Annotated in this window: 22 protein-coding genes and 1 pseudogene; 13 read left to right on the plus strand and 10 right to left on the minus strand. The window is 65.1% G+C overall.

The window, feature by feature from the left end; translation table 11 throughout:
* Nucleotides 1–110: 110 nt before the first annotated feature.
* Complete coding sequence (locus tag SG26_RS08390) at nucleotides 111–2,015, plus strand: cation:proton antiporter (RefSeq protein WP_014039117.1); 1,905 nt, start codon at nucleotides 111–113, stop codon at nucleotides 2,013–2,015.
* On the opposite strand, the gene SG26_RS08395 is transcribed toward SG26_RS08390, so the two are convergent.
* Both SG26_RS08395 and SG26_RS21555 read right to left on the minus strand, forming a co-directional pair.
* On the minus strand, nucleotides 2,012–2,464 hold the full coding sequence (locus SG26_RS08395) for a PaaI family thioesterase (RefSeq protein ID WP_050037338.1): 453 nt from the start codon (nucleotides 2,462–2,464) through the stop codon (nucleotides 2,012–2,014). The two genes, SG26_RS08390 and SG26_RS08395, sit on opposite strands and share 4 nt — an antisense overlap.
* Before the next feature lie 90 nt (nucleotides 2,465–2,554).
* Entirely contained in the window at nucleotides 2,555–2,701 is a 147-nt protein-coding gene (locus SG26_RS21555; protein WP_008307084.1) for a hypothetical protein, read from the minus strand.
* 246 nt (nucleotides 2,702–2,947) lie between these two features.
* Between SG26_RS21555 and SG26_RS08400 the strand changes: the two genes are divergently transcribed.
* Nucleotides 2,948–3,415 (plus strand): NUDIX domain-containing protein, encoded by a 468-nt coding sequence (locus tag SG26_RS08400; RefSeq protein ID WP_014039119.1) that lies wholly within the window; start codon nucleotides 2,948–2,950, stop codon nucleotides 3,413–3,415.
* A 111-nt stretch (nucleotides 3,416–3,526) separates the two neighbouring features.
* Here the strand turns inward: SG26_RS08400 and SG26_RS08405 are convergent, their stop codons facing one another.
* The 3 genes from SG26_RS08405 to SG26_RS08415 all read right to left on the minus strand — a co-directional run bounded on the left by SG26_RS08405 (nucleotide 3,527) and on the right by SG26_RS08415 (nucleotide 6,929).
* Nucleotides 3,527–4,660 (minus strand): thiolase family protein, encoded by a 1,134-nt coding sequence (locus SG26_RS08405; protein WP_023843054.1) that lies wholly within the window; start codon nucleotides 4,658–4,660, stop codon nucleotides 3,527–3,529.
* A gap of 109 nt (nucleotides 4,661–4,769) precedes the next feature.
* Complete coding sequence (locus tag SG26_RS08410; protein ID WP_014039121.1) at nucleotides 4,770–5,240, minus strand: pyridoxamine 5'-phosphate oxidase family protein; 471 nt, start codon at nucleotides 5,238–5,240, stop codon at nucleotides 4,770–4,772.
* 87 nt (nucleotides 5,241–5,327) lie between these two features.
* Nucleotides 5,328–6,929, minus strand: coding sequence for a DUF1508 domain-containing protein (locus SG26_RS08415; protein WP_050037339.1), 1,602 nt, complete (start codon nucleotides 6,927–6,929; stop codon nucleotides 5,328–5,330).
* Nucleotides 6,930–7,047: 118 nt separating this feature from the next.
* On the opposite strand from SG26_RS08415, the gene SG26_RS08420 reads away from it, so the two are divergent.
* The 4 genes from SG26_RS08420 (at nucleotide 7,048) to SG26_RS08435 (ending at nucleotide 10,035) form a co-directional block, all read left to right on the plus strand.
* A complete protein-coding gene (locus tag SG26_RS08420) occupies nucleotides 7,048–8,397 on the plus strand; it encodes an ATP-binding protein (protein WP_008307079.1) in 1,350 nt (449 codons plus the stop codon).
* A gap of 84 nt (nucleotides 8,398–8,481) precedes the next feature.
* Nucleotides 8,482–8,757 carry a hypothetical protein gene (locus tag SG26_RS08425; RefSeq protein ID WP_050037340.1) on the plus strand — a complete coding sequence of 92 codons (276 nt, stop codon included), beginning with the start codon at nucleotides 8,482–8,484 and terminating at the stop codon, nucleotides 8,755–8,757.
* A 44-nt stretch (nucleotides 8,758–8,801) separates the two neighbouring features.
* On the plus strand, nucleotides 8,802–9,677 hold the full coding sequence (locus SG26_RS08430; protein WP_050037341.1) for an MBL fold metallo-hydrolase: 876 nt from the start codon (nucleotides 8,802–8,804) through the stop codon (nucleotides 9,675–9,677).
* A 61-nt stretch (nucleotides 9,678–9,738) separates the two neighbouring features.
* Nucleotides 9,739–10,035 (plus strand): hypothetical protein, encoded by a 297-nt coding sequence (locus SG26_RS08435; protein WP_014039125.1) that lies wholly within the window; start codon nucleotides 9,739–9,741, stop codon nucleotides 10,033–10,035.
* 19 nt (nucleotides 10,036–10,054) lie between these two features.
* On the opposite strand, the gene SG26_RS08440 is transcribed toward SG26_RS08435, so the two are convergent.
* From SG26_RS08440 to SG26_RS08445, 3 genes are all read right to left on the minus strand, one after another.
* Complete coding sequence (locus SG26_RS08440; protein ID WP_050037342.1) at nucleotides 10,055–11,005, minus strand: DUF5787 family protein; 951 nt, start codon at nucleotides 11,003–11,005, stop codon at nucleotides 10,055–10,057.
* Between the two features lie 42 nt (nucleotides 11,006–11,047).
* On the minus strand, nucleotides 11,048–11,224 hold the full coding sequence (locus tag SG26_RS21560) for a hypothetical protein (RefSeq protein WP_175055148.1): 177 nt from the start codon (nucleotides 11,222–11,224) through the stop codon (nucleotides 11,048–11,050).
* Between the two features lie 151 nt (nucleotides 11,225–11,375).
* Entirely contained in the window at nucleotides 11,376–12,263 is an 888-nt protein-coding gene (locus tag SG26_RS08445) for a helix-turn-helix domain-containing protein (protein ID WP_050037343.1), read from the minus strand.
* Nucleotides 12,264–12,620: 357 nt separating this feature from the next.
* Here SG26_RS08445 and SG26_RS08450 point away from each other — a divergent pair, with 357 nt between their 5' ends.
* From SG26_RS08450 to SG26_RS08470, 5 genes are read left to right on the plus strand one after another with little or no spacing between them, the layout of a single operon-like run.
* Nucleotides 12,621–13,850, plus strand: coding sequence for a translation initiation factor IF-2 subunit gamma (locus tag SG26_RS08450; RefSeq protein ID WP_050037344.1), 1,230 nt, complete (start codon nucleotides 12,621–12,623; stop codon nucleotides 13,848–13,850).
* Nucleotides 13,850–14,227 carry a DUF188 domain-containing protein gene (locus SG26_RS08455; RefSeq protein WP_014039130.1) on the plus strand — a complete coding sequence of 126 codons (378 nt, stop codon included), beginning with the start codon at nucleotides 13,850–13,852 and terminating at the stop codon, nucleotides 14,225–14,227. Before SG26_RS08450 ends, SG26_RS08455 begins: the two co-directional genes overlap by 1 nt.
* Nucleotides 14,228–14,230: 3 nt before the next feature.
* Complete coding sequence (locus tag SG26_RS08460) at nucleotides 14,231–14,809, plus strand: DNA-directed RNA polymerase (RefSeq protein ID WP_004516007.1); 579 nt, start codon at nucleotides 14,231–14,233, stop codon at nucleotides 14,807–14,809.
* Nucleotides 14,809–15,006: a transcription elongation factor subunit Spt4 gene (spt4, locus tag SG26_RS08465; RefSeq protein WP_004516008.1), complete on the plus strand. Its 198-nt coding sequence runs from the start codon at nucleotides 14,809–14,811 to the stop codon at nucleotides 15,004–15,006. Before SG26_RS08460 ends, spt4 begins: the two co-directional genes overlap by 1 nt.
* Before the next feature lies 1 nt (nucleotide 15,007).
* Entirely contained in the window at nucleotides 15,008–15,547 is a 540-nt protein-coding gene (locus tag SG26_RS08470; protein ID WP_014039131.1) for a GTP-dependent dephospho-CoA kinase family protein, read from the plus strand.
* Nucleotides 15,548–15,575: 28 nt separating this feature from the next.
* Here the strand turns inward: SG26_RS08470 and SG26_RS21125 are convergent, their stop codons facing one another.
* Nucleotides 15,576–15,731, minus strand: a complete 156-nt coding sequence (locus tag SG26_RS21125) for a rubrerythrin-like domain-containing protein (protein ID WP_129755853.1) — start codon at nucleotides 15,729–15,731, stop codon at nucleotides 15,576–15,578.
* An 89-nt stretch (nucleotides 15,732–15,820) separates the two neighbouring features.
* Nucleotides 15,821–16,851, minus strand: a pseudogene (locus SG26_RS08475) (TIGR01177 family methyltransferase).
* A gap of 87 nt (nucleotides 16,852–16,938) precedes the next feature.
* On the opposite strand from SG26_RS08475, the gene SG26_RS08480 reads away from it, so the two are divergent.
* Nucleotides 16,939–17,328 (plus strand): hypothetical protein, encoded by a 390-nt coding sequence (locus tag SG26_RS08480; protein WP_050037345.1) that lies wholly within the window; start codon nucleotides 16,939–16,941, stop codon nucleotides 17,326–17,328.
* 110 nt (nucleotides 17,329–17,438) lie between these two features.
* The gene (locus tag SG26_RS08485) at nucleotides 17,439–17,693 is read left to right on the plus strand and encodes a HalOD1 output domain-containing protein (RefSeq protein ID WP_014039134.1); all 255 of its coding nucleotides are present in this window, start codon (nucleotides 17,439–17,441) and stop codon (nucleotides 17,691–17,693) included.
* Nucleotides 17,694–17,698 lie beyond the last annotated feature (5 nt).

Consider the following 17,698-nt stretch of genomic DNA (forward strand, 5'->3'; position numbering starts at 1 on the left):
CCAGCGTCACATCGGCCGTGGACTGGGCTCCCGATAGAGCCTTCGTGTGCCGTTGAGTGAGTGCGTTTATACGAGGCCGATACGTTAGGCTGGACAGATGGAGGCCAACTGTGGCTGGTAGTTCGGGGCTACTGATTCCGCTTGTCGCCGGCATCATCGGACTTGGCGTCCTTGCACAGGTCCTCGCCGCGCGCCTGCGGGTGCCCAGTATCATCTTCTATTTACTGGTCGGTGTCATCATCGGCCAGCCCGGACTGGGCATCATCGGTGACGGCACCTTCGGCGGGGCGCTGTCCGCCATCGTCGGCTTAGCGGTCGCAATCATCGTCTTCGAGGGGGCCTACCACCTCCGGTTCGACCGTCTGCGTGAAGCCCCGGCTGCGACGTTCAGACTCGTTACCGTCGGTGCGGCTATCGCACTGGTGGGTACCGCTATCGCCGTCAAGTTCGCGTTCAACTCCGCGGCCGTCTCCTGGAACCTCGCGTTCCTGATCGGTGCGCTGCTGGTCGCAACTGGGCCGACGGTCATCACGCCGATCCTCAACGTCGTTCCGGTTCGGGACCGCGTCGCGGCCGCGCTGGAGACGGAGGGGATCGTCAACGACGTGACCGCGGCGATCATCGCCGTCGTCATCTTCGAGACGGTCAATCCGGCGGCGTCGAGCGAGGGGCTGTTGCGGGCGTTCGCGCTTCGATTGGGGACGGGGCTACTCGTTGGTCTCCTCGTCGCTGGCGTAGTGTACTACCTCCTCCAGTACGTCGACCTCTCGCCCGGTGACGCGCCGCGGAACTCCCGACTGCTCGTGCTCGCCGGGGCGCTCATCGCCTACGCGGGTGCGAACACGATAGCGACCGAGGCCGGCGTCGCCGCCGCCGCGACGGCGGGGATGGCGCTCGGGAACGTCGACCACCCGTACGAGGAGGACATCGAGGAGTTCAAGGGCGACATCACGCTGCTGGTGCTGTCGTTCGTGTTCATCGCGCTGGCGGCCCAGTTGGAGCTCGCGTCGCTCATCGACGTCGGACTGTCTGGCATTATCGTCGTTCTCGCCGTCGCGCTAGTCATCCGCCCGCTGCTGGTGTTCGTCTCGGCCGTCGGCGACCGCTTCACCACGAACGAGAAACTGTTCGTCAGCTTTGTCGGGCCGCGTGGTATTATTCCGGCATCTGTCGCCACGCTGTTTGCCGTCGAGCTGAACGCTGCAGCCGAAGAGGTCACTGGGGCACAGGCCGAACTGCTGGGGACGCAGGCGGATATCCTGCTGGGCACTGTCTTCCTCGTCATCTTTGCGACCGCCCTGTTCGAGGGTGGACTGGCGCGATTCATCGCGGAAAAACTGGATGTGATACCAATGCGAGTCATCATCGTCGGCGGCGGACAGGTGGGCCGAGCGCTCGCCGCACGCCTCGAAGACCGGGGCGAGAACGTCGTCATCATCGAGCAGGAAGAAGAGAGCGTCGAACGAGCCCGCAACGAGGGGTACGCCGTCGAGATCGGCGATGGCACCGACACCGATATGTTGCGGTCGGCCGGTGCGGACAACGCCAAGACCGTCGTCGCGGCGACCGGCGACGACGACGCGAACCTGCTGGTGTCACAGCTTGCGAGTTCGAAGTTCGGCGTCGACCGGGTCATCGCCCGCGCGAACAACCCGGACAACGTCGAGGCCTTCGAGGACCTCGGCGTTCGGACCATCTCCTCGGCGATGGCGACGGCCTGGGCCATCGACAACCAGATCGAGCGCCCGGCCATCGCCCACTGGATGACCGACATCGGTCGCAGCGGGGATGTCCAGGAAGTCGAAGTCAAGAACCCGGACCTCATCGGCAAGCCGATCAGTGAGGTCGGGCCGATGCTGCCCGACGCCTGTCTGGTCGCGCTCGTCAGCGGTGAGCTCCACGAGAATGCCGAAGTACCCACGGCCGACTACGTCCTCGAAGAGGGCGACATGGTGACGCTGCTGGGCCGTCGGGAGTCCGTCCGCGACGGGATGAAAATGGTCAGTGGCGACTAGTCGTCGGTAAGCCGTGTAACGTCTGACTCGTCGACGCCTTCTGTCCACGGCGACTCGCCGCGGTCGCCGTCCGTCTTGTACGTGCCGCGAGCGCTCGCGATGTGATGGCCATCGGTGTCGTACACTTCTGCGTCGACGACGGAGACGCTCCCGCCGCTCCGGATCACCTCCGCCTCAGTCCGCAAATCGGCGGTTGCGGGCGCGAGGTAATCGATCCGCATGTCGACCGTCGGCGAGACGGTGCCGGATTGCGAGACGACGGCCGCCCCGCCGACGGTATCGACGAGCGAGTACGTGACGCCGCCGTGTGCGATTATCGATTCGGGGTTCGAGGAGTGACCGTCCTCCAACGGGAGTTCGCCTGCCGCATAGCCGTCCTCGACGGCAGTTATTTCCATCCCTAACTGCTTGACAAACGGGATGTCGTTGAACATCGATTGGAGACTCATGGCTACCTCCAGGGAACCGAGTCTGATAAGTCTCCGAGAACGAACAACAACGGGTCAGGTGTGGTCGGTTCTACAGAACACGGCTTCCTGTCAGTCGCCCGCGACCGCTCCGTCCACGCTCTCTTCGTCCTCCGTGGCTTCTTCGGGGAGTAGATGCTCCGGGCGACGCAGGTAGCTCGGTTTCTGTGCGAACGCTTCGATTCGTTCCCACTCCTCAGGTGTGATGTGACCGTCCATACACAGTCCTCATGGTTGACACAACTTTAATCCTCGCAATCTAGATTAAAATTAACACTCACTACCCGAAACTGCCACCATCACAGTGCGTATCCGCTACCGAGAATGACGGCGTCAGTGTACTGTGGTGCGCCGCTACCGGCGTACTGCGCCCGCTCACTCCTCTTCTCAGCCATCCGGTGTCCTAATATGATTTTAGGCAGATATGTGGGTAGTACTATATGTCTGCTGTCGCTACCGGATAGTATGCAACCACAGCGGGCGACGTACGTGAAGAAGGCCTGCGCCTACATCACCAGAAACGGATCGGAACTCCTGGTGTTCGACGGACCGGGCCACGACGGGCTACAGATACCGAAGGGAACCGTCGAACCGGGCGAAAAACCGCGGGTCGCCGTACAACGGGAAGCCGTCGAGGAGAGCGGTCTCGCCTCCTTCGAGCGCCTGCAACACATCGCCACCGACGTCTGGACGCGTCGTGAATCACCCCCGAAGCGGTACGTGCGGTCGTTCTACCACCTTCCCGTCCACGAGTCCCGTGATCACTGGGTGCACACTGTCACCGGCACGGGCGAGGAGCGCGGCGCGGAGTTCGAATTCTCGTGGGTCGATCTCCCGACCGACGCCACCTTCGCGCTCGACCTCGACGACTACATCCACTCACTGACGAGTCCCGCCGAGGCGGCGACAGCCGGCGACGTGGCTGCCGATTAGCGACTGTCTTCTCTCGACTCTCGCTCGCGCGAGCGCCTCGACGTTCGCAAATAACGCACTCGAAAACGACGTACTGCGGTAAAATCCCGAAACTGTGCCGATAGCACCCAGTCAGGGCAGTCGGAACTCGATTGCCGCACCCTGGCCGAAGCCGACACACTCCGTCGCCAGGCCGAGCTCCGCGTCGCGGCGGTTCATCTCGTGGACGAGCGTCACCGGAAGGCGCGCGCCGGAGGCCCCGAGCGGGTGGCCGATGGCGATTGCGCCGCCGTTGACGTTGTAGATGTCGTCGTCGAAGCCGAGTTCGCGCTGGCAGTACAGGCACTGGGAGGCGAAGGCCTCGTTGAGTTCCACCAGGTCGTAGTCGTCCGTCTCACGGTCGGTGCGCTCGGTGAGTTTCCGGACAGCGGGGACCGGGCCGATACCCATCACGGTCGGGTCGACGCCGGCGACTTCGTGGGAACCGATCTCCGCCAGGATGTCGAGCCCGCGGTCTTCTGCGAACTCGCGCGACGTGACCATCAGCCCCGCCGCGCCGTCGGAAACCTGCGAGGCGTTGCCGGGTGTGACTGACCCGTCCGACTTGAACACTGTCGGTAGCTGGGACAGCTTTTCGAGCGTGGTGTCCGGGCGGATACCCTCGTCTGCTTCGAGCTGGCCGTCCTCGGTATCGATTGGGACGATTTCGTCGTCGAAGCGACCGGACTCCGTCGCGTCGGCGGCGCGCTGGTGGCTCCGGAGCGCGTACTCGTCCTGTTCCTGTCGGGCGACCTCCATCTCGCTGGCGACCTTCTCGGCGGTCATTCCCATCTGAAGCTCGCCGATATTGTAGTGCTCGGCCAGTCGCGGATGGACGTTGTGGGTGTTCTCGTCCATCTGCACGCGGGACATCGACTCGACGCCGCCGGCGATGAGCACGTCGCGCTGGCCGGCCGCGATGGCGTCGGCGGCCCGCATCAGCGCTTCGGCGGAAGACGCACACCAGCGGTTGATGGTCGATGCGGGGACGCTCTCGCCGAGGTCCGACAACAGCGCGATGACGCGAGCCATGTTGTTGCCCTGTTCCCCGCGCTGCTGGGCACAGCCCCACAGCAGGTCGTCAACGTCCTCGGCCTCGACGCCGGTCGACGCGAGCAACTGGTTGATAAGCGGCACAGAGAGGTCTTCGCTCCGGACGCCGGCGAGTGCGCCGTCCTCCTTTCCCTGTGGCGTTCTGACTGCATCCACGATGACAGGTGTGGGCATGGACAACGGAACGTCTCGGCCTGTGTTAAAACCTGACAAACTCTACACAGTGGGGGAACCGTTGTCTCCGACCGGGCCAACCGCTCCCCGAAACAGTCGGACAGTGGGCTCACTCCTGTTCGAACGCCGGCGGCAGACCGGCGTGTCTGAGCCCCTCCTTCTCGTCGATGTGGAACCGATAGACTGCGATGTCGCCGTCCTCGATAGCGTCCTCGAGCAGTTCCGGCCGCCACGCCGTATCGAGCACGTCTGCGAGTTCGTCCCACTCGGACTCGGGGACGGCCTCGATGCCGCCCTGCAGCAGGACGCTCTCCCAGTGGAACATCGATTCGACCTTGTACACGAGCACGGCCGCGTCCGCTGCCGCCTCGGTCAACTGTTGTTTGCGACTTGCCGACCCACCGATGAAGGTGAAATACAGCGAGCGGTCACCGTCGTACCCGAACGACAGGGGAATCATGTACGGTCCGTTCCCGGTCGGCAGGCCCAGCACGCCGACCCGCTGGTTCGACAGAAACGCCGCGATGTTGCTGTCGTCCATGCGCGTGAGTCCGGCCGCTTCGAGGGTATCTATTGTCATATAGGTGTAACTTCAACTGAAACCTGTTTAATTAATTCGGCTATTCTTCGCTACGGAGAATTGCCCGCCCGGGCGTCTCGGTCGCCGCTACCCTTCCTGTGTTGCACCGGGGGCGTGGCGCTTGATTCGCTCGATGGCGGCGACGGCTTTGTTGCGCTCGGCGTACCCCTCGCCGGAGTCAGCGATGATTTCGCCGTTGCGGTGGCGGAGTCGCCAGCGCCACTCCTCGCCTCTGTCCTCGTACACCTCGAAGGCCGCGCTCCCGATCTCCAGCAGGTCGGCGTCGGCGGCGTAGGACTGGACCCGCTCGACGGCATCCATGGCTTTCGACCGATTTGCGTACCCCTCGCCGGAGTCGGCGACGAGTTCGCCGTTGGCCGCACGCAACCGCCAGCGCCACTCCTCGGCGTTGTCCTGATACACCTCGAAGCCGTCGTCGACCTCGGAGTCGGGCGCGAGTTCGCCGACGCGGCGGGCCGCCCGCCGGGCGTTCGACCGGGAACTGTACCCCTCGCCGCTGTCGGCGAGAATGTTGCCGTTGCGGTGGAGCAAGCGCCAGCGGAACTCCCCGGCGGCGTCGGCGTACACCTCGTACGCCACGGGGTCGATCTTGAGATAGGCCGCACCGGGGACGTACGCGCGGACGCTCTCCAGCGCCCGTCGAACGTTCGACTTCGAGGCGTACCCCTCGCCGCTGTCGGCAAGGATGTTGCCGTTGTCGTGGCGCAAGCGCCAGCGGAACTCCCCGGCCGAATCCTCGAACAGTTCGAACGTCGCGTCGCTTTCGGGGGCCGGCACGACCGGCACGTCCTCGGCGGTGTCGTCCTCGGTCGCGTCCTCGAAGAAGACGACGGCTCCGCCGGCGGCGTTGGACTGGACGCTGCGGAGCCCCTGCATCGCCTTCTGGCGCGACGAATAGCCCTGTGCGCTGTCGGCGATGATGTTCGAGTTCCGGTGGCGGAGCCGCCAGCGGTACTTGCCCGCCGAGTCCTCGAACAGTTCGAACGTCGCCTTGCTGTCCATCGCAGCCGCGATGGTGCCGTGGGCCGCGGCGAGTTCCGCCTCGGTAGCTTCTGTGACCGTCGCCATCTCCTCGCGGGCGGCCTCGCTGGTCGCCAACTTCTCGGCCAGCGTGTCGCGCTCGCGGGCCGCCTGCTCAGCGATTTGAGACTGCTCGCTGGCCGTCTGAGAGGCCTGCTCGGTCTCCTTGGACGCTCGCTCTGCTTCATCTGAGGACCGTTTGGCGGACTCCGTCGCTTCCTGTGCCGTCCGCACGGCCTCGTCGTATGCTTCCTTCCGCCCGGTCAGCAGCGGGGAGACAACCGCGCCGACCGCCATCAGGCCGAGGCCGACGATGTACAGCGTCACCGCCGGGTTCCCCTCGGGGCCGGTCCAGTTCGATGGATAGAACGTGGTGAACCACACCATCGCGACCAGTCCGATTACGGCACCGAGATAGGTGAGTATCAGCCCACGCCGTGTCAGCGGCAGTCTGATTGTCGGTCCCGCAAACAGCAGTATGAGCCCGATAGCTCCCAGCAGATAGCCGAACTGCCGGGGCGTGCTCCGCGATGCTGTCAGGTAAAACAGAAGGAGGCCGACGATACCGAGCACGATGCCGATGACGAACAGCCAGTAGCCGTAGGCCTCGTCGTCGGTCGTCGGCTCGCCGATGCGGTTCCGATACACGCTGATTAATGTGTTATCAGTTGCCACGTTGGGAGTACACAGAGGGGGTATATTACCTTGGTGTCGGACACCGGGGCTTCGAGTGACTTATACCGGTTGCGTGGTAACATCAGTGGGAATGAGCAATCCGGAACTGGATGTCGTTGAGTTTCTGCTGACGGCCACTATCTACAGCGAGCGGCGGGACCTCGAACCGGACGACCTGCCGGCCTCGTACCGGTCCGTCTTCTGGAGCGACGGCGAGATCGAACGGCCGCTGTCGGTCACCAACACGACCGCGAGCGAGGCCACCGGCGTCGAGCGGCCCTGGGCGGCCATCTCCGGCCTGATGTTCACCGACCGCGATGACTTCTCGGGGAGCATCTCCATGACGGACCGCGACCTCGCCGAGGAGTGGTTCCTCGAACGGGTCGATGCCGCGGCCCTCGAAGACAATCCGGTCCTGGCGAAAGCCTTCGAGGACCAAGTCGAGGGCGCTGACTACGAGCGGGCCCGCGAGCAGAACCGACCGTCGCGCGCCGACCGCGCGTTCATCGACGCCAAACTGGAGGAGGCGTTCGACACCGACGACGAGGACGACGAGGAGATGCTGGACCTCGTGGACGTTCGCGCCCCCGAAGAGGTGGAGATGACCCTGGCCGACCTGGTGTTGACCACCGACCAGGAAGACGAGATACAGAAAATCGTCAAAGCCATCGAGCACCGCGACTACCTCGCCCGCATCGGCCTGCGAGAGATCGGGAAACTGCTGTTCGTCGGTCCGCCGGGGACCGGCAAGACCAGCGTCGCCCGGGCGCTGGCCCACGACCTCGACCTCCCGTTCGTCGAAGTGAAGCTGTCGATGATTACCAGCCAGTACCTCGGCGAGACGGCCAAGAACGTCGAGAAGGTGTTCGAGGTCGCCAAGCGGCTCTCGCCGTGTATCCTCTTCATGGACGAGTTCGACTTCGTCGCCAAGACCCGGTCCTCCGACGAACACGCCGCCATCAAGCGCGCCGTCAACACCCTGCTCAAGAGCATCGACGAGATTTCGCTCATCCAAGACGAAGTGTTGCTCATCGGCGCGACGAACCACCCGGACCAGCTCGACGCCGCCGCCTGGCGGCGCTTCGACGAGATCGTGAACTTCCCCAAGCCGGACCACGGGATGCGCGCGGATATCCTCCGTATCGTCACCCAGCAGATGGAGATCGACGACTTCGACCCCGAGACGCTGGCGGAGCTAACCGAGGGACTGACCGGGAGCGACCTCCGGCTCGTGCTCCGTGAGGCTGTCCTCAACGCCCTGACCGAGGAGCGGACCACGCTCACGCAGCAGGACCTTGAAGACGCCATCATCGACTTCGAGGAGCGGGACAACCTCAAGAACATGGACATGATGGACGGCGACGCCGACGCGCTGGTCGCCGGGAGCGGCGGCTTCTCCGGCGACGGCGGCAGCGACCACGACCACGATCACGACCACTGAGCGGCGGATCACCCGTTCGAGCGCCGGCTCTGGCCGTCGTTATGAGCGATTTACTTATCAGTACAGGAACCATTCCCTGTAGCCATGGCTGACGACGACGTGTTCACCGAGACAGACGACCCCGCGGAATCGTGGGTCGACGTTCGCATGACTGACCCCGATGAAGGCGAGTGGGATGTAGACGTAGTTATCGCCGAAAAGCAGGTCGAGTACGTCGACCTGCGCATCCGACCGGCACTGCTCGAAGGGTTCCTCGACTGCCTGTTCGACGATCTCTCCGACGAGCGCGCACAGTCCCTGCTGGCGGCGACGCTGGAGCGACAGGGGGTCGACCCGGCGGACCTGGCTGACACCCAGTAACGAAAGCGAGGGGCTTAGGCGGGTCGCCCTCCGAAGGGACGGTAATGGAGGTCACGCTGCTTGGGACCGGCGACACGACGGGGACGCCCACCGTCCAGTGCGACTGCGAGACGTGCGAACGGGCGCGCGACCCCGACGAGGAACTCCGGACTCGCGCTCGCGAGCGCGGCATCGACCCCACGGACGGCATCGAGCGGTCGCGCTTCTCCGTCGCCGTGGCGAACGACGAAACCGGCGAGTCGCTGCTGATCGATCTGAGCCCCGATTTCCGCCACCAGTTCCTCCGCGAGTCGGTCCCGCTGCCGGACGCGGCTATCGTCACCCACGTCCACTTCGACCATCTCGACGGTCTCGGGAACGCCTATCGCCTGTTCGACGAGCTGCCGGTCCACGCCGCCGACGAGACAGACCCGGTCACGGGCGAGAGTGTCGCAGAGGGCGTCCGGAGCCGCTATGACTACCTCGATACGGTGTCTGTCCACGCACAGACGCCGTTCGAGCCGTTCATCGTCGCCGGCTTCGAGGTGACGCTCGTCCCGGTCACGCACCCGCCGCTGCTGTGCTACGGCCTGCGAATCGAGGAACCACAGACCGGCGCGGTGCTGTCGATCTCCGGCGACACCTGCTACGACGTGCCCGACCGCTCGAAATCAGTGCTGACCGGGGCCGACCTCGCGCTCGTCGAGGGCATCGTCCATCCGGAAGCCTGCGAGTACCACCCCAAGGGCGGCACGCACCACGACGAGGATGGCGTCCCGCGGACGTTCGGCACGAAACACATGACCCTGCCCGGCGCGCGGGACTTCGCCGCCGACATCGAGGCCGACGACTACCGCATCGTCCACACCGCACATTACGTCCCCGCGGACAGGGCCTTCGCCGATGACATCGGTCTCGACGGCGAGCGGTTCACGCTCTAATGGCCGTTCGGCTCCGTGAAACAGGGCGTAGCTTATAGGTACTGGCGGATAATGCCGCTATATGGACAGGCGCGGCATCGCGGAGGTCGGTGGGCTGTCGCTGGCCGGCGGTGTCCTCGCAACCGCCGCCCAGCAGGGCCTCGTGGGTGGTATCGACTGGGTGCTGGTGGTGGGACTGGTGGCCTGTATTGGTATCGCGGCCGCGGCAAACTATCAGGCCAGAACGAAACACGCGGCGCAGGTCGCAACTGAGGCCCCCGAAGTGACAGAAGACAACTACGAACAGCACGGCCGTCCGACAGCCGGCGACGGCGGCGTCCCGCCCGATAACGCGCCGTCAAGCGACGACACCCGGTAGCGGTGACAACTTCTCGTGGCTATCCGAACCGATCCAGTCCCGACTGGCGACGCCTGCGCCCGTCGGGGTCTGCCCGCCACGGCGTCCGCTCGGCCCGGAGTGAGTCGCCGTCGACGGCCGGCGGGTCGGCTGCCTCGTACCCACCACAGTCCGGGCCGCAGTCGTCGCTTTCGCGGACAGCGCGCCCTTTCCACTGACAGTACGGAATCCCGTCGCTGTCGGGCGAACAGCGCTCACACGTCGGGTAGTCGAAACTCCGCCACCCCTTGCCGTAGGCTCGCTCGGCCAGTTTTCGACGGGCACGGGCCTTTTCAGCGGAATCGACGATCCGCACGTCCGTCCGGACCGGCCCCTCCTCCAGCAGTTCGACGCCGGCATCGTCGGTCGGCAGTGGTGTCGCCTCCCGACGGACGTCTATGGTTCCGCTGTCGGGGTCGAACCGCCAGACGCCGACTTCCTCGGGAATCCGGTTGAGGTGCGCGCCGGTGACGTAAGAGGCCGTCGCCAGTACGACGCGGTCGGCGAGCGCGAGCGACACGTCGGTCCGCAACTGGGATTCCAGGTCGCCGGGCCGCCCGAGGTCCGGCTTGTTTTCGATGGCGACGATTCCGTCGAACCAGTCGGGGTACCGCGTCGTTTGTCGGACGTACGTCCGGCCGCCGCGGCGCTCGCGCTCGAAGAATCCACGCTCGGCCGCCAGTTCGACGGCCCGTTCGGCGCGGTCGGGGTGGCAGTCGAAGGCGTCTTTCCAGTACCGCGCCCGGCCCGGCCCGACGTTGCTTTCGATGGCCGCTGTCGGCAACCGTTCGGGAGTGATGGCCGCCCGCTCATCGAACTCGGGCCCCGGCTTGACGACGACAGTGTCGAGGACGCGCCGGCCGTGGACCGCGCCACCGAGTTGGCGGCTCACTAGACGGCCCTCGCGTTCGAGGTGGGCACACAGCGCCAGTTCGAAGTCGAACTCCCGCACGACCGGACGGAGGGCTGGGACGGGCAAAAGCCCCGCGCCCGGTTACCGCCTAGCGACGAAGAGACAGGCCAGCGCCGCCAGTCCGAGAAGTGGACTCAGTGAGAGTATCGCCAGAAGGCCGAGATACACAGTCAGCACTCCGAGGAGGGAACGAACGGTCAGCGGCGGATACGTCGGTCTATACAGTTCGGGGTCGGTGTACGGTGCAGGCTGGTACATTACAGTGAAACGATGGTCCAGAAACGCGATAAGCATAATCTGAATGATATTTCTGCAGGAGGCGCGTACCGGCGCTCTCCTGCAGACGATTTCAGTCAGCGGGAAAATAGCTCGCTGGGCACAGCCCCGACCGTATATCCGGCGAATCGGCTCAGTGCCCGCAGGCCTGCCGCTCGAACTCGACTGGCTGGAGGTCCCTGTCCAGATAGGCGGTCAGTTCCGCCTCGGCCAGCGGAATCCGGACCGCGAGCCGCCACGGGTCGGTGCCTTCGACGGTCGTGTACTGGTCGTCGACACACCAGGGGAGCGTCCAGTAGGGGCGACTCGACAGGTCGACGCCGTGGTCGTCGTAGAACGCCGCGACGCGGGAGTCGTCCAGTAGTGTCAGCCCGACGGGCGAACAGAGTTCGTGTCGACACTGTTCACAGACGAACTCGGCGCGGACCGACACGTCGAGACAGCAGTCGCCATCGCGAGATATCTCCGTCTCCATCCGCCCGGCGCAGTCGGGGCAGACGCCGTCAGCGGCCAGACAGTGGAGGTGGCGCACCCGCTCGGCGAAGGCCGTCGCGACTTCCGCCGGCGTCCGGTCGACCAGACCGCCCGGCGGGAACGGGTACTCGCCGTGGGCCTTCCCGCAGTCCTCGCAGTCGATGGCGAACTGCTCGTCGGCGTACTCGGCCAGCAGACCGCCGCCACACCGCGTACAGGCCCCGGTCACCGGGAACGGGTCGATGTCGGGTGTCCGCGTGAACGTTCCTGCCCGCACCGCGCGGATGACCTGCGCCCCGGCGTGCCGGAGGTCGTATCCGTCCGCTCCCTGGCTGACGAACTGGCCGGTGAGCTCCTGCAGGTGATAGTTGAACTGCCCGCTGTCGGCCAGTTCTACGGCATCGAACAGTTCCGAGAAGCGAACCGGCCGGTCCTCAGCGCGCCACAGCGCCTCTAGGATGTCCAGACGCGTCTCGCTCGCGATGACCGAGAACGCCGTCGCCGGGTCGATGTCGGCATCAGTTTCGGGGGACTCATCGACTCGCATCGTGCGTGAACTTGTCCCCGTGGGAACAAAAGCGTTCACAGAAACACAGTTACGTAACACTGCTGACGAGAGCGGGCTGTAGCCGCACTCACCTCAGCGGCGGACTCTCACTCACCAAACCGGAGCTATCGCAACGGCGACTGCCGGCGTGACATCCGACTCGTACAGCTTGTCGCTCGCACCAACCGACAGGGGTCGCGTCGCTATATCGAGGGCGATACCGAGCAATATGGTGACGTTGCCGCCGTCAGCAGAGACCAAACCGGCGATTGAACCGGGTTCGGCGGGGGTGCTCCGGGCGCAAACAGTAGGTTTATCAGTTGCACGCGGCGAAACTCCACCAAGATTACTCTCGAAATGACATCGAACAAACAACCGGAGGTGAACATCGGACTCGTCGGGCACGTCGACCACGGAAAGACGACGCTCGTACAGGCGCTGTCCGGCGAATGGACCGACCAGCACTCCGAGGAGATGAAGCGCGGTATCTCTATCCGACTCGGCTACGCCGACGCGACGTTCCGTCGCTGCCCGGAGGCCGAGGAGCCGGAGGCCTTTACCGTCGACGAGCACTGCGACGACCACGACGTCGACACCGACCACCTCCGGACGGTGTCGTTCGTGGACGCGCCCGGGCACGAGACGCTGATGGCCACCATGCTGTCCGGCGCGGCCATCATGGACGGGGCCGTTCTCGTCATCTCGGCGACCGAGCCCGTCCCGCAGGCCCAGACCGAGGAGCACCTGAGCGCGCTCGATATCATCGGCATCGACAATATCGTCATCGCCCAGAACAAGGTCGACCTTGTCGACGAGGAGCGGGCGATGCAGAACTACGAGCAGATTCAGGAGTTCGTCGAGGGCACCGTCGCCGAAGGCGCACCGGTTGTCCCCATCAGCGCGGGCCAGGAGGCCAACATCGACCTGCTTATCGAGGCTGTCCAGTCTGAGATTCCGACGCCGGAACGGGACCCGGACGAGGACGCCCGCATGATGGTCGCACGCTCGTTCGACATCAACCGTCCCGGTACGACCTGGGACGACCTGATGGGCGGCGTGCTCGGCGGCTCGCTCGTAGGCGGCCAACTCGAATCCGACGATGAAATCGAACTCCGCCCCGGCCGCGAGGTCGAGGAAGGCGGCCAGACGGAGTGGCAGCCCGTGACGACGACGGTCCGATCGCTACAGTCCGGCGGCGACTTCGTGGACACGGTCACGCCGGGCGGCCTGCTCGGCGTCGGGACCGGGCTCGACCCCGCAATCACCAAAGGCGACGCGCTCGCCGGCCAGGTCGCCGGGCCGCCCGGGAGCCTCCCGCCGGTCCACGAGACGTTCACGATGGACGTCGACCTGCTGGAACGCATCGTCGGCGACGACGGCGGCGAAGTCGACGAGATTTCGACCGGCGAACCGCTGATGCTGACTATCGGTACCGCCACCACAGTCGGTTCGGTCACAAGCGCGCGCGACGAGGAATGTGAAGTCGCGCTCAAGCGCCCGGTCTGTGCGGCCTCGGGCTCGAAGATCGCCATCAACCGCCGTGTCGGCGCTCGGTGGCGGCTCATCGGTGTCGGCACGCTGCGGTGATGATTGTGCTGGACACGAACGCACTGATGATGCCGGTCGAATGCAACGTACGGCTGTTCGAGGAACTCGATAGGGTGCTGCCGGACGCGACGGACTACGTCGCGCCCGCTGCCGTCCGCGACGAACTGGCGAAACTGGCCGACGGGGCCGGTGCGGAAGCGACGGCCGCCTCGGTCGGGCAGGACCTGCTCGACCGGTGTACGGTTCGGGAGACGACGGCGGACTACGCGGACGACGCCGTCCTCGAACTGGCACAGGCAGACGATGCGACACACGCGGTCACGAACGACACCCCCCTCAAACGACGCCTGCTGGACGCGGGCGTTCCAGTAATTAGTTTAAGGGGCCGGAACAAACTGGGTATCACTCAACCATAACACATGTATAAACGGGTACGCCTACGCGATACGGTCGAAGTCCCGCCACGCTTTCTGGCGGAGGTCAGTCCGGGGCTGGTCAAACGGCTCCTGCAAGAGAAGCTCGAAGGTCGAATGGACGAGGACGTCGGCAGCGTCGTCTCCGTCATCGAGGTCCACGACATCGGCACCGGCGCTGTGTTGCCGAACAAGCCCGGCGTCTACTACGAGGCCGAGTTCGACGCGCTCACGTTCGACCCGCAGATGCAGGAAGTGGTCGACGGCGAGGTCGTCGAGGTCGTCAACTTCGGGGCCTTCATCGGCATCGGGCCGGTCGATGGCCTGCTGCACGTCTCCCAGATATCCGACGAGTATCTGGCCTACGACGAGGAGAACCAGCAACTCGCCTCACGGGAGTCCAACCGGACGCTCACCGTCGGCGACGCTGTCCGGGCGCGCATCGTCACCAAGAGCATCGACGAGCGCAACCCGCGGGACTCCAAGATCGGCCTAACAGCGAAACAGGTCGGCCTGGGCAAGCACGGCTGGCTTCAGGAAGAGCGCGAGCGCCGCGAAGGCACGGCGGAAGCCGGTGATAGCTGATGGCGGACCGACTCGTCTGTCGCGACTGTCACCGCGTCCAGGGCGCGGAAATCGAAAGCCAGTGCGAGGCCTGTGGCGGCACCGCACTGACCGAGGACTGGGCCGGCTACGTCGTCATCGCGCACCCGGAGCGGTCCGACATCGCTGAGGAGATGGAAGTGACCGAGCCGGGCAAGTACGCGCTGAAAGTCCGCTAACGTGTCCGACGTCGTTCTCGAACTCCCGAGTGACTTGCGGCACGAGCTGAAAGAGCCGCTCGGACGGATTTATACCGATACAGCGGCGCTGCTGGCCGACGCCGGTGACCCCATCATCGCCGTTGGCGATATGGTCACGTACCACCTCATCGAGGCCGGACGGGTGCCCGACCTCGCGCTGGTCGACGAACGGACCAAGCGCTCGGCCGTCGACGCGGACGTGTCGGCGGCTATCGACGGGTTTGACCGGAAGCGAGACGTGTCAAACCCGGCCGCGACGCTCACCGCCGAACTGCTTGCTGCGCTCAGGGACGGTATCGACAGCGGCGAGACGACACTTCTCGATGTCGACGGCGAGGAGGACCTCGCCACGCTCCCCGCAGTGCTCGCCGCACCTGCCGGTGCCAGCGTCGTGTACGGCCAGCCGGACGAAGGGATGGTGCTGGCAGACTGTGACGCCGAAGCCCGGGACCGGGTCCGGTCGCTGCTGGAGCGGATGGACGGTGACGCCGAGCGGGCGATTGCGCTCGTATCGGAGTAACCGGCGAGAAAACGGGACGCGACCGGTTTTATTCCGGCCGTGGAACGCTGAGGTTCTGCATATCTGTTCCACAGCGACCACAGGAGACCGCCGAGCGCTCGCTACAGAGGCGCTTTCCGCAGTCCGGGCATTCGAATAACTGTTCGTCGTCGTCGCACGGGGCGGGGTCTGACCACGTCGGCATACTTGGTACTAATTAGCATTTGTCATGGCATAAACCTTGCTCATACCGCAATAAATCACAACGTATGTCCAGAGAAGGTGGACGTATGTTCACTCAAGAACGTGGACGTGTCTGACAAGTGAACGGTGGACTCGCCGCTGGAAGTAGTCGGTGACAGTCCAGCCTGCGCCGGTCCCTGCCTCGCGCCAGTCGCGGTCGGCGACCAGCACGCACCGTCCTGCGACGCGGTCGGCTTCGCCGAGTGCACCGGAAACGAGGGGGGCGAGTTCGCCCTCGATACGGGACTGGCGGCCGTAGGGGGCGTCGAAGACGACGGCGTCGACGGCGTCGTCGGCAACCGGTAGTTTGGACGCGTCGGAGCGGAACACCCCCCAGTCGCCCGGGTCGGGATAGGCGTCCCTGTTGGGATGGCCGTTGCCGTCGAGCGCGTAGCTCAGGTTCTCGCGCGTCCCCGAGACCATCTTTTCCTGTGCGTCGCCGCCGACCACGTCGGCCCCGACAAGGCCCGCCTCCAGCAGGAGGCCGCCGGTGCCACACATCGGGTCCAGTATCGTTGCCTCCGGACCTGCTCCGGCGATGTTGACCAGCGCGCGGGCTTCGAGCGGGTCCATGCTGCCGGGCTGGAAGAACGGCCGGTCCGTCGGCTGACGCCCCCGAAATCACGGACGCTCTCGGTGGCGAGCCAGCCCACCGCACAGCAGGCCTCGCCGGTCCCGCCCTCCTCGTCGCCAGCCGGGTCCGAGAGATAGGCGTAGAGGACGTGGTCGGGGTCGTCGAGGTCAACGGCAAAGCCGCGATCGGTCAGCACCCCGCCCAGCGTCCGCTCAGCCTGTTGTGTGTCGATGCCAGTGCTCGCTCGCACGTCAACCGCTCGCACGGCGACGCTCCCCTTGCGGTCGATGGTCGCAGCCGACAGCAGCGCGGCGGCGCTTTCGATGTCGGGGTCCGCGGTTCCGATCAGGTCACAGGCCCGGTGGGTGAACGCGAGGTGGCGAACGCGGTCGCTGATGCCCCGTGCCGTCGCTAGTCCGGGCGCGAGGGTGTCGACGGCGCTCGCGGCGCTTGCTGCCTCCCGCCGCGCGAACGCGTCGTCCTGCCCGCCGAGTTCGAGGACGTACACGCCCGAGCGGTGTGGCCGAGCGGCTATGAGCGTGCCGGTCGCGCCCGGGAACAAAACGCACAAGCGAGCGGCCGCCGAACCTCGAGTATGCTCCAGTCCGGGTTCTCTAGCCTGACCGGTGGCGGTATCCTCGCCGTCCTCGTTACCGTTCTCGTCACCTGGCTCTTCTACGCCGTCACGCTCCACCTGGCCGCGACGTTTTTCATTGGCGACGTGCCCAGCCAGCTCGCGGCCAAAGCCGCCACCGCACCGGCGGTCGTCTCGCTGATCCTCCAGCGCTGGGGGGTCGAGTCCGGAATCGTCTCAGCAGATCTGGGCGTGCTGGTCGTCCTCGTGCTCACAATGCTGGCCGACGGTATCGCGATTAGTACCACGTACCGGCTCTCGACCCGCTCGACAGCCCCGCTCGTGGCGCTGCACCTGGCCTTCGCAGCCGTCCTCGGGTTCGCGCTGAACAACATCTTCAGCTTCGTGTAACCCCCGTTGAGTCCTTGTTGGCGGGCTGTCCGATGTTTCACCCGGATAATAAACAACATGCAGAACGTGAAAACCAGAACTAATTAGATATTTTGAATTATAGGATTAGTATGATTAAACGCGAGGTTCGTTCCGCTGAATCGGTAAGCGAAGCGGTCGTCCTGGCTGTGAGTATCGCTGAGGATTGCCATCCACGAGCGCTCCCCTCACTGTACGGCGTTGTCAATCCCGAATCACTGAATGACTTGTTCAGACAGGACAGCAAACGTGAGACGCCCGAAACCGATTCTATCTCGTTTCGGTTCAGCGAGTCTCTCGTCACGGTCGACGCCGATGAGTGTATCAAAGTCGAGTACGCTCCGTGAGCGCG

Source organism: Haloarcula sp. CBA1115 (assembly GCF_000827835.1).
Taxonomy (GTDB): Archaea; Halobacteriota; Halobacteria; order Halobacteriales; family Haloarculaceae; genus Haloarcula; species Haloarcula hispanica.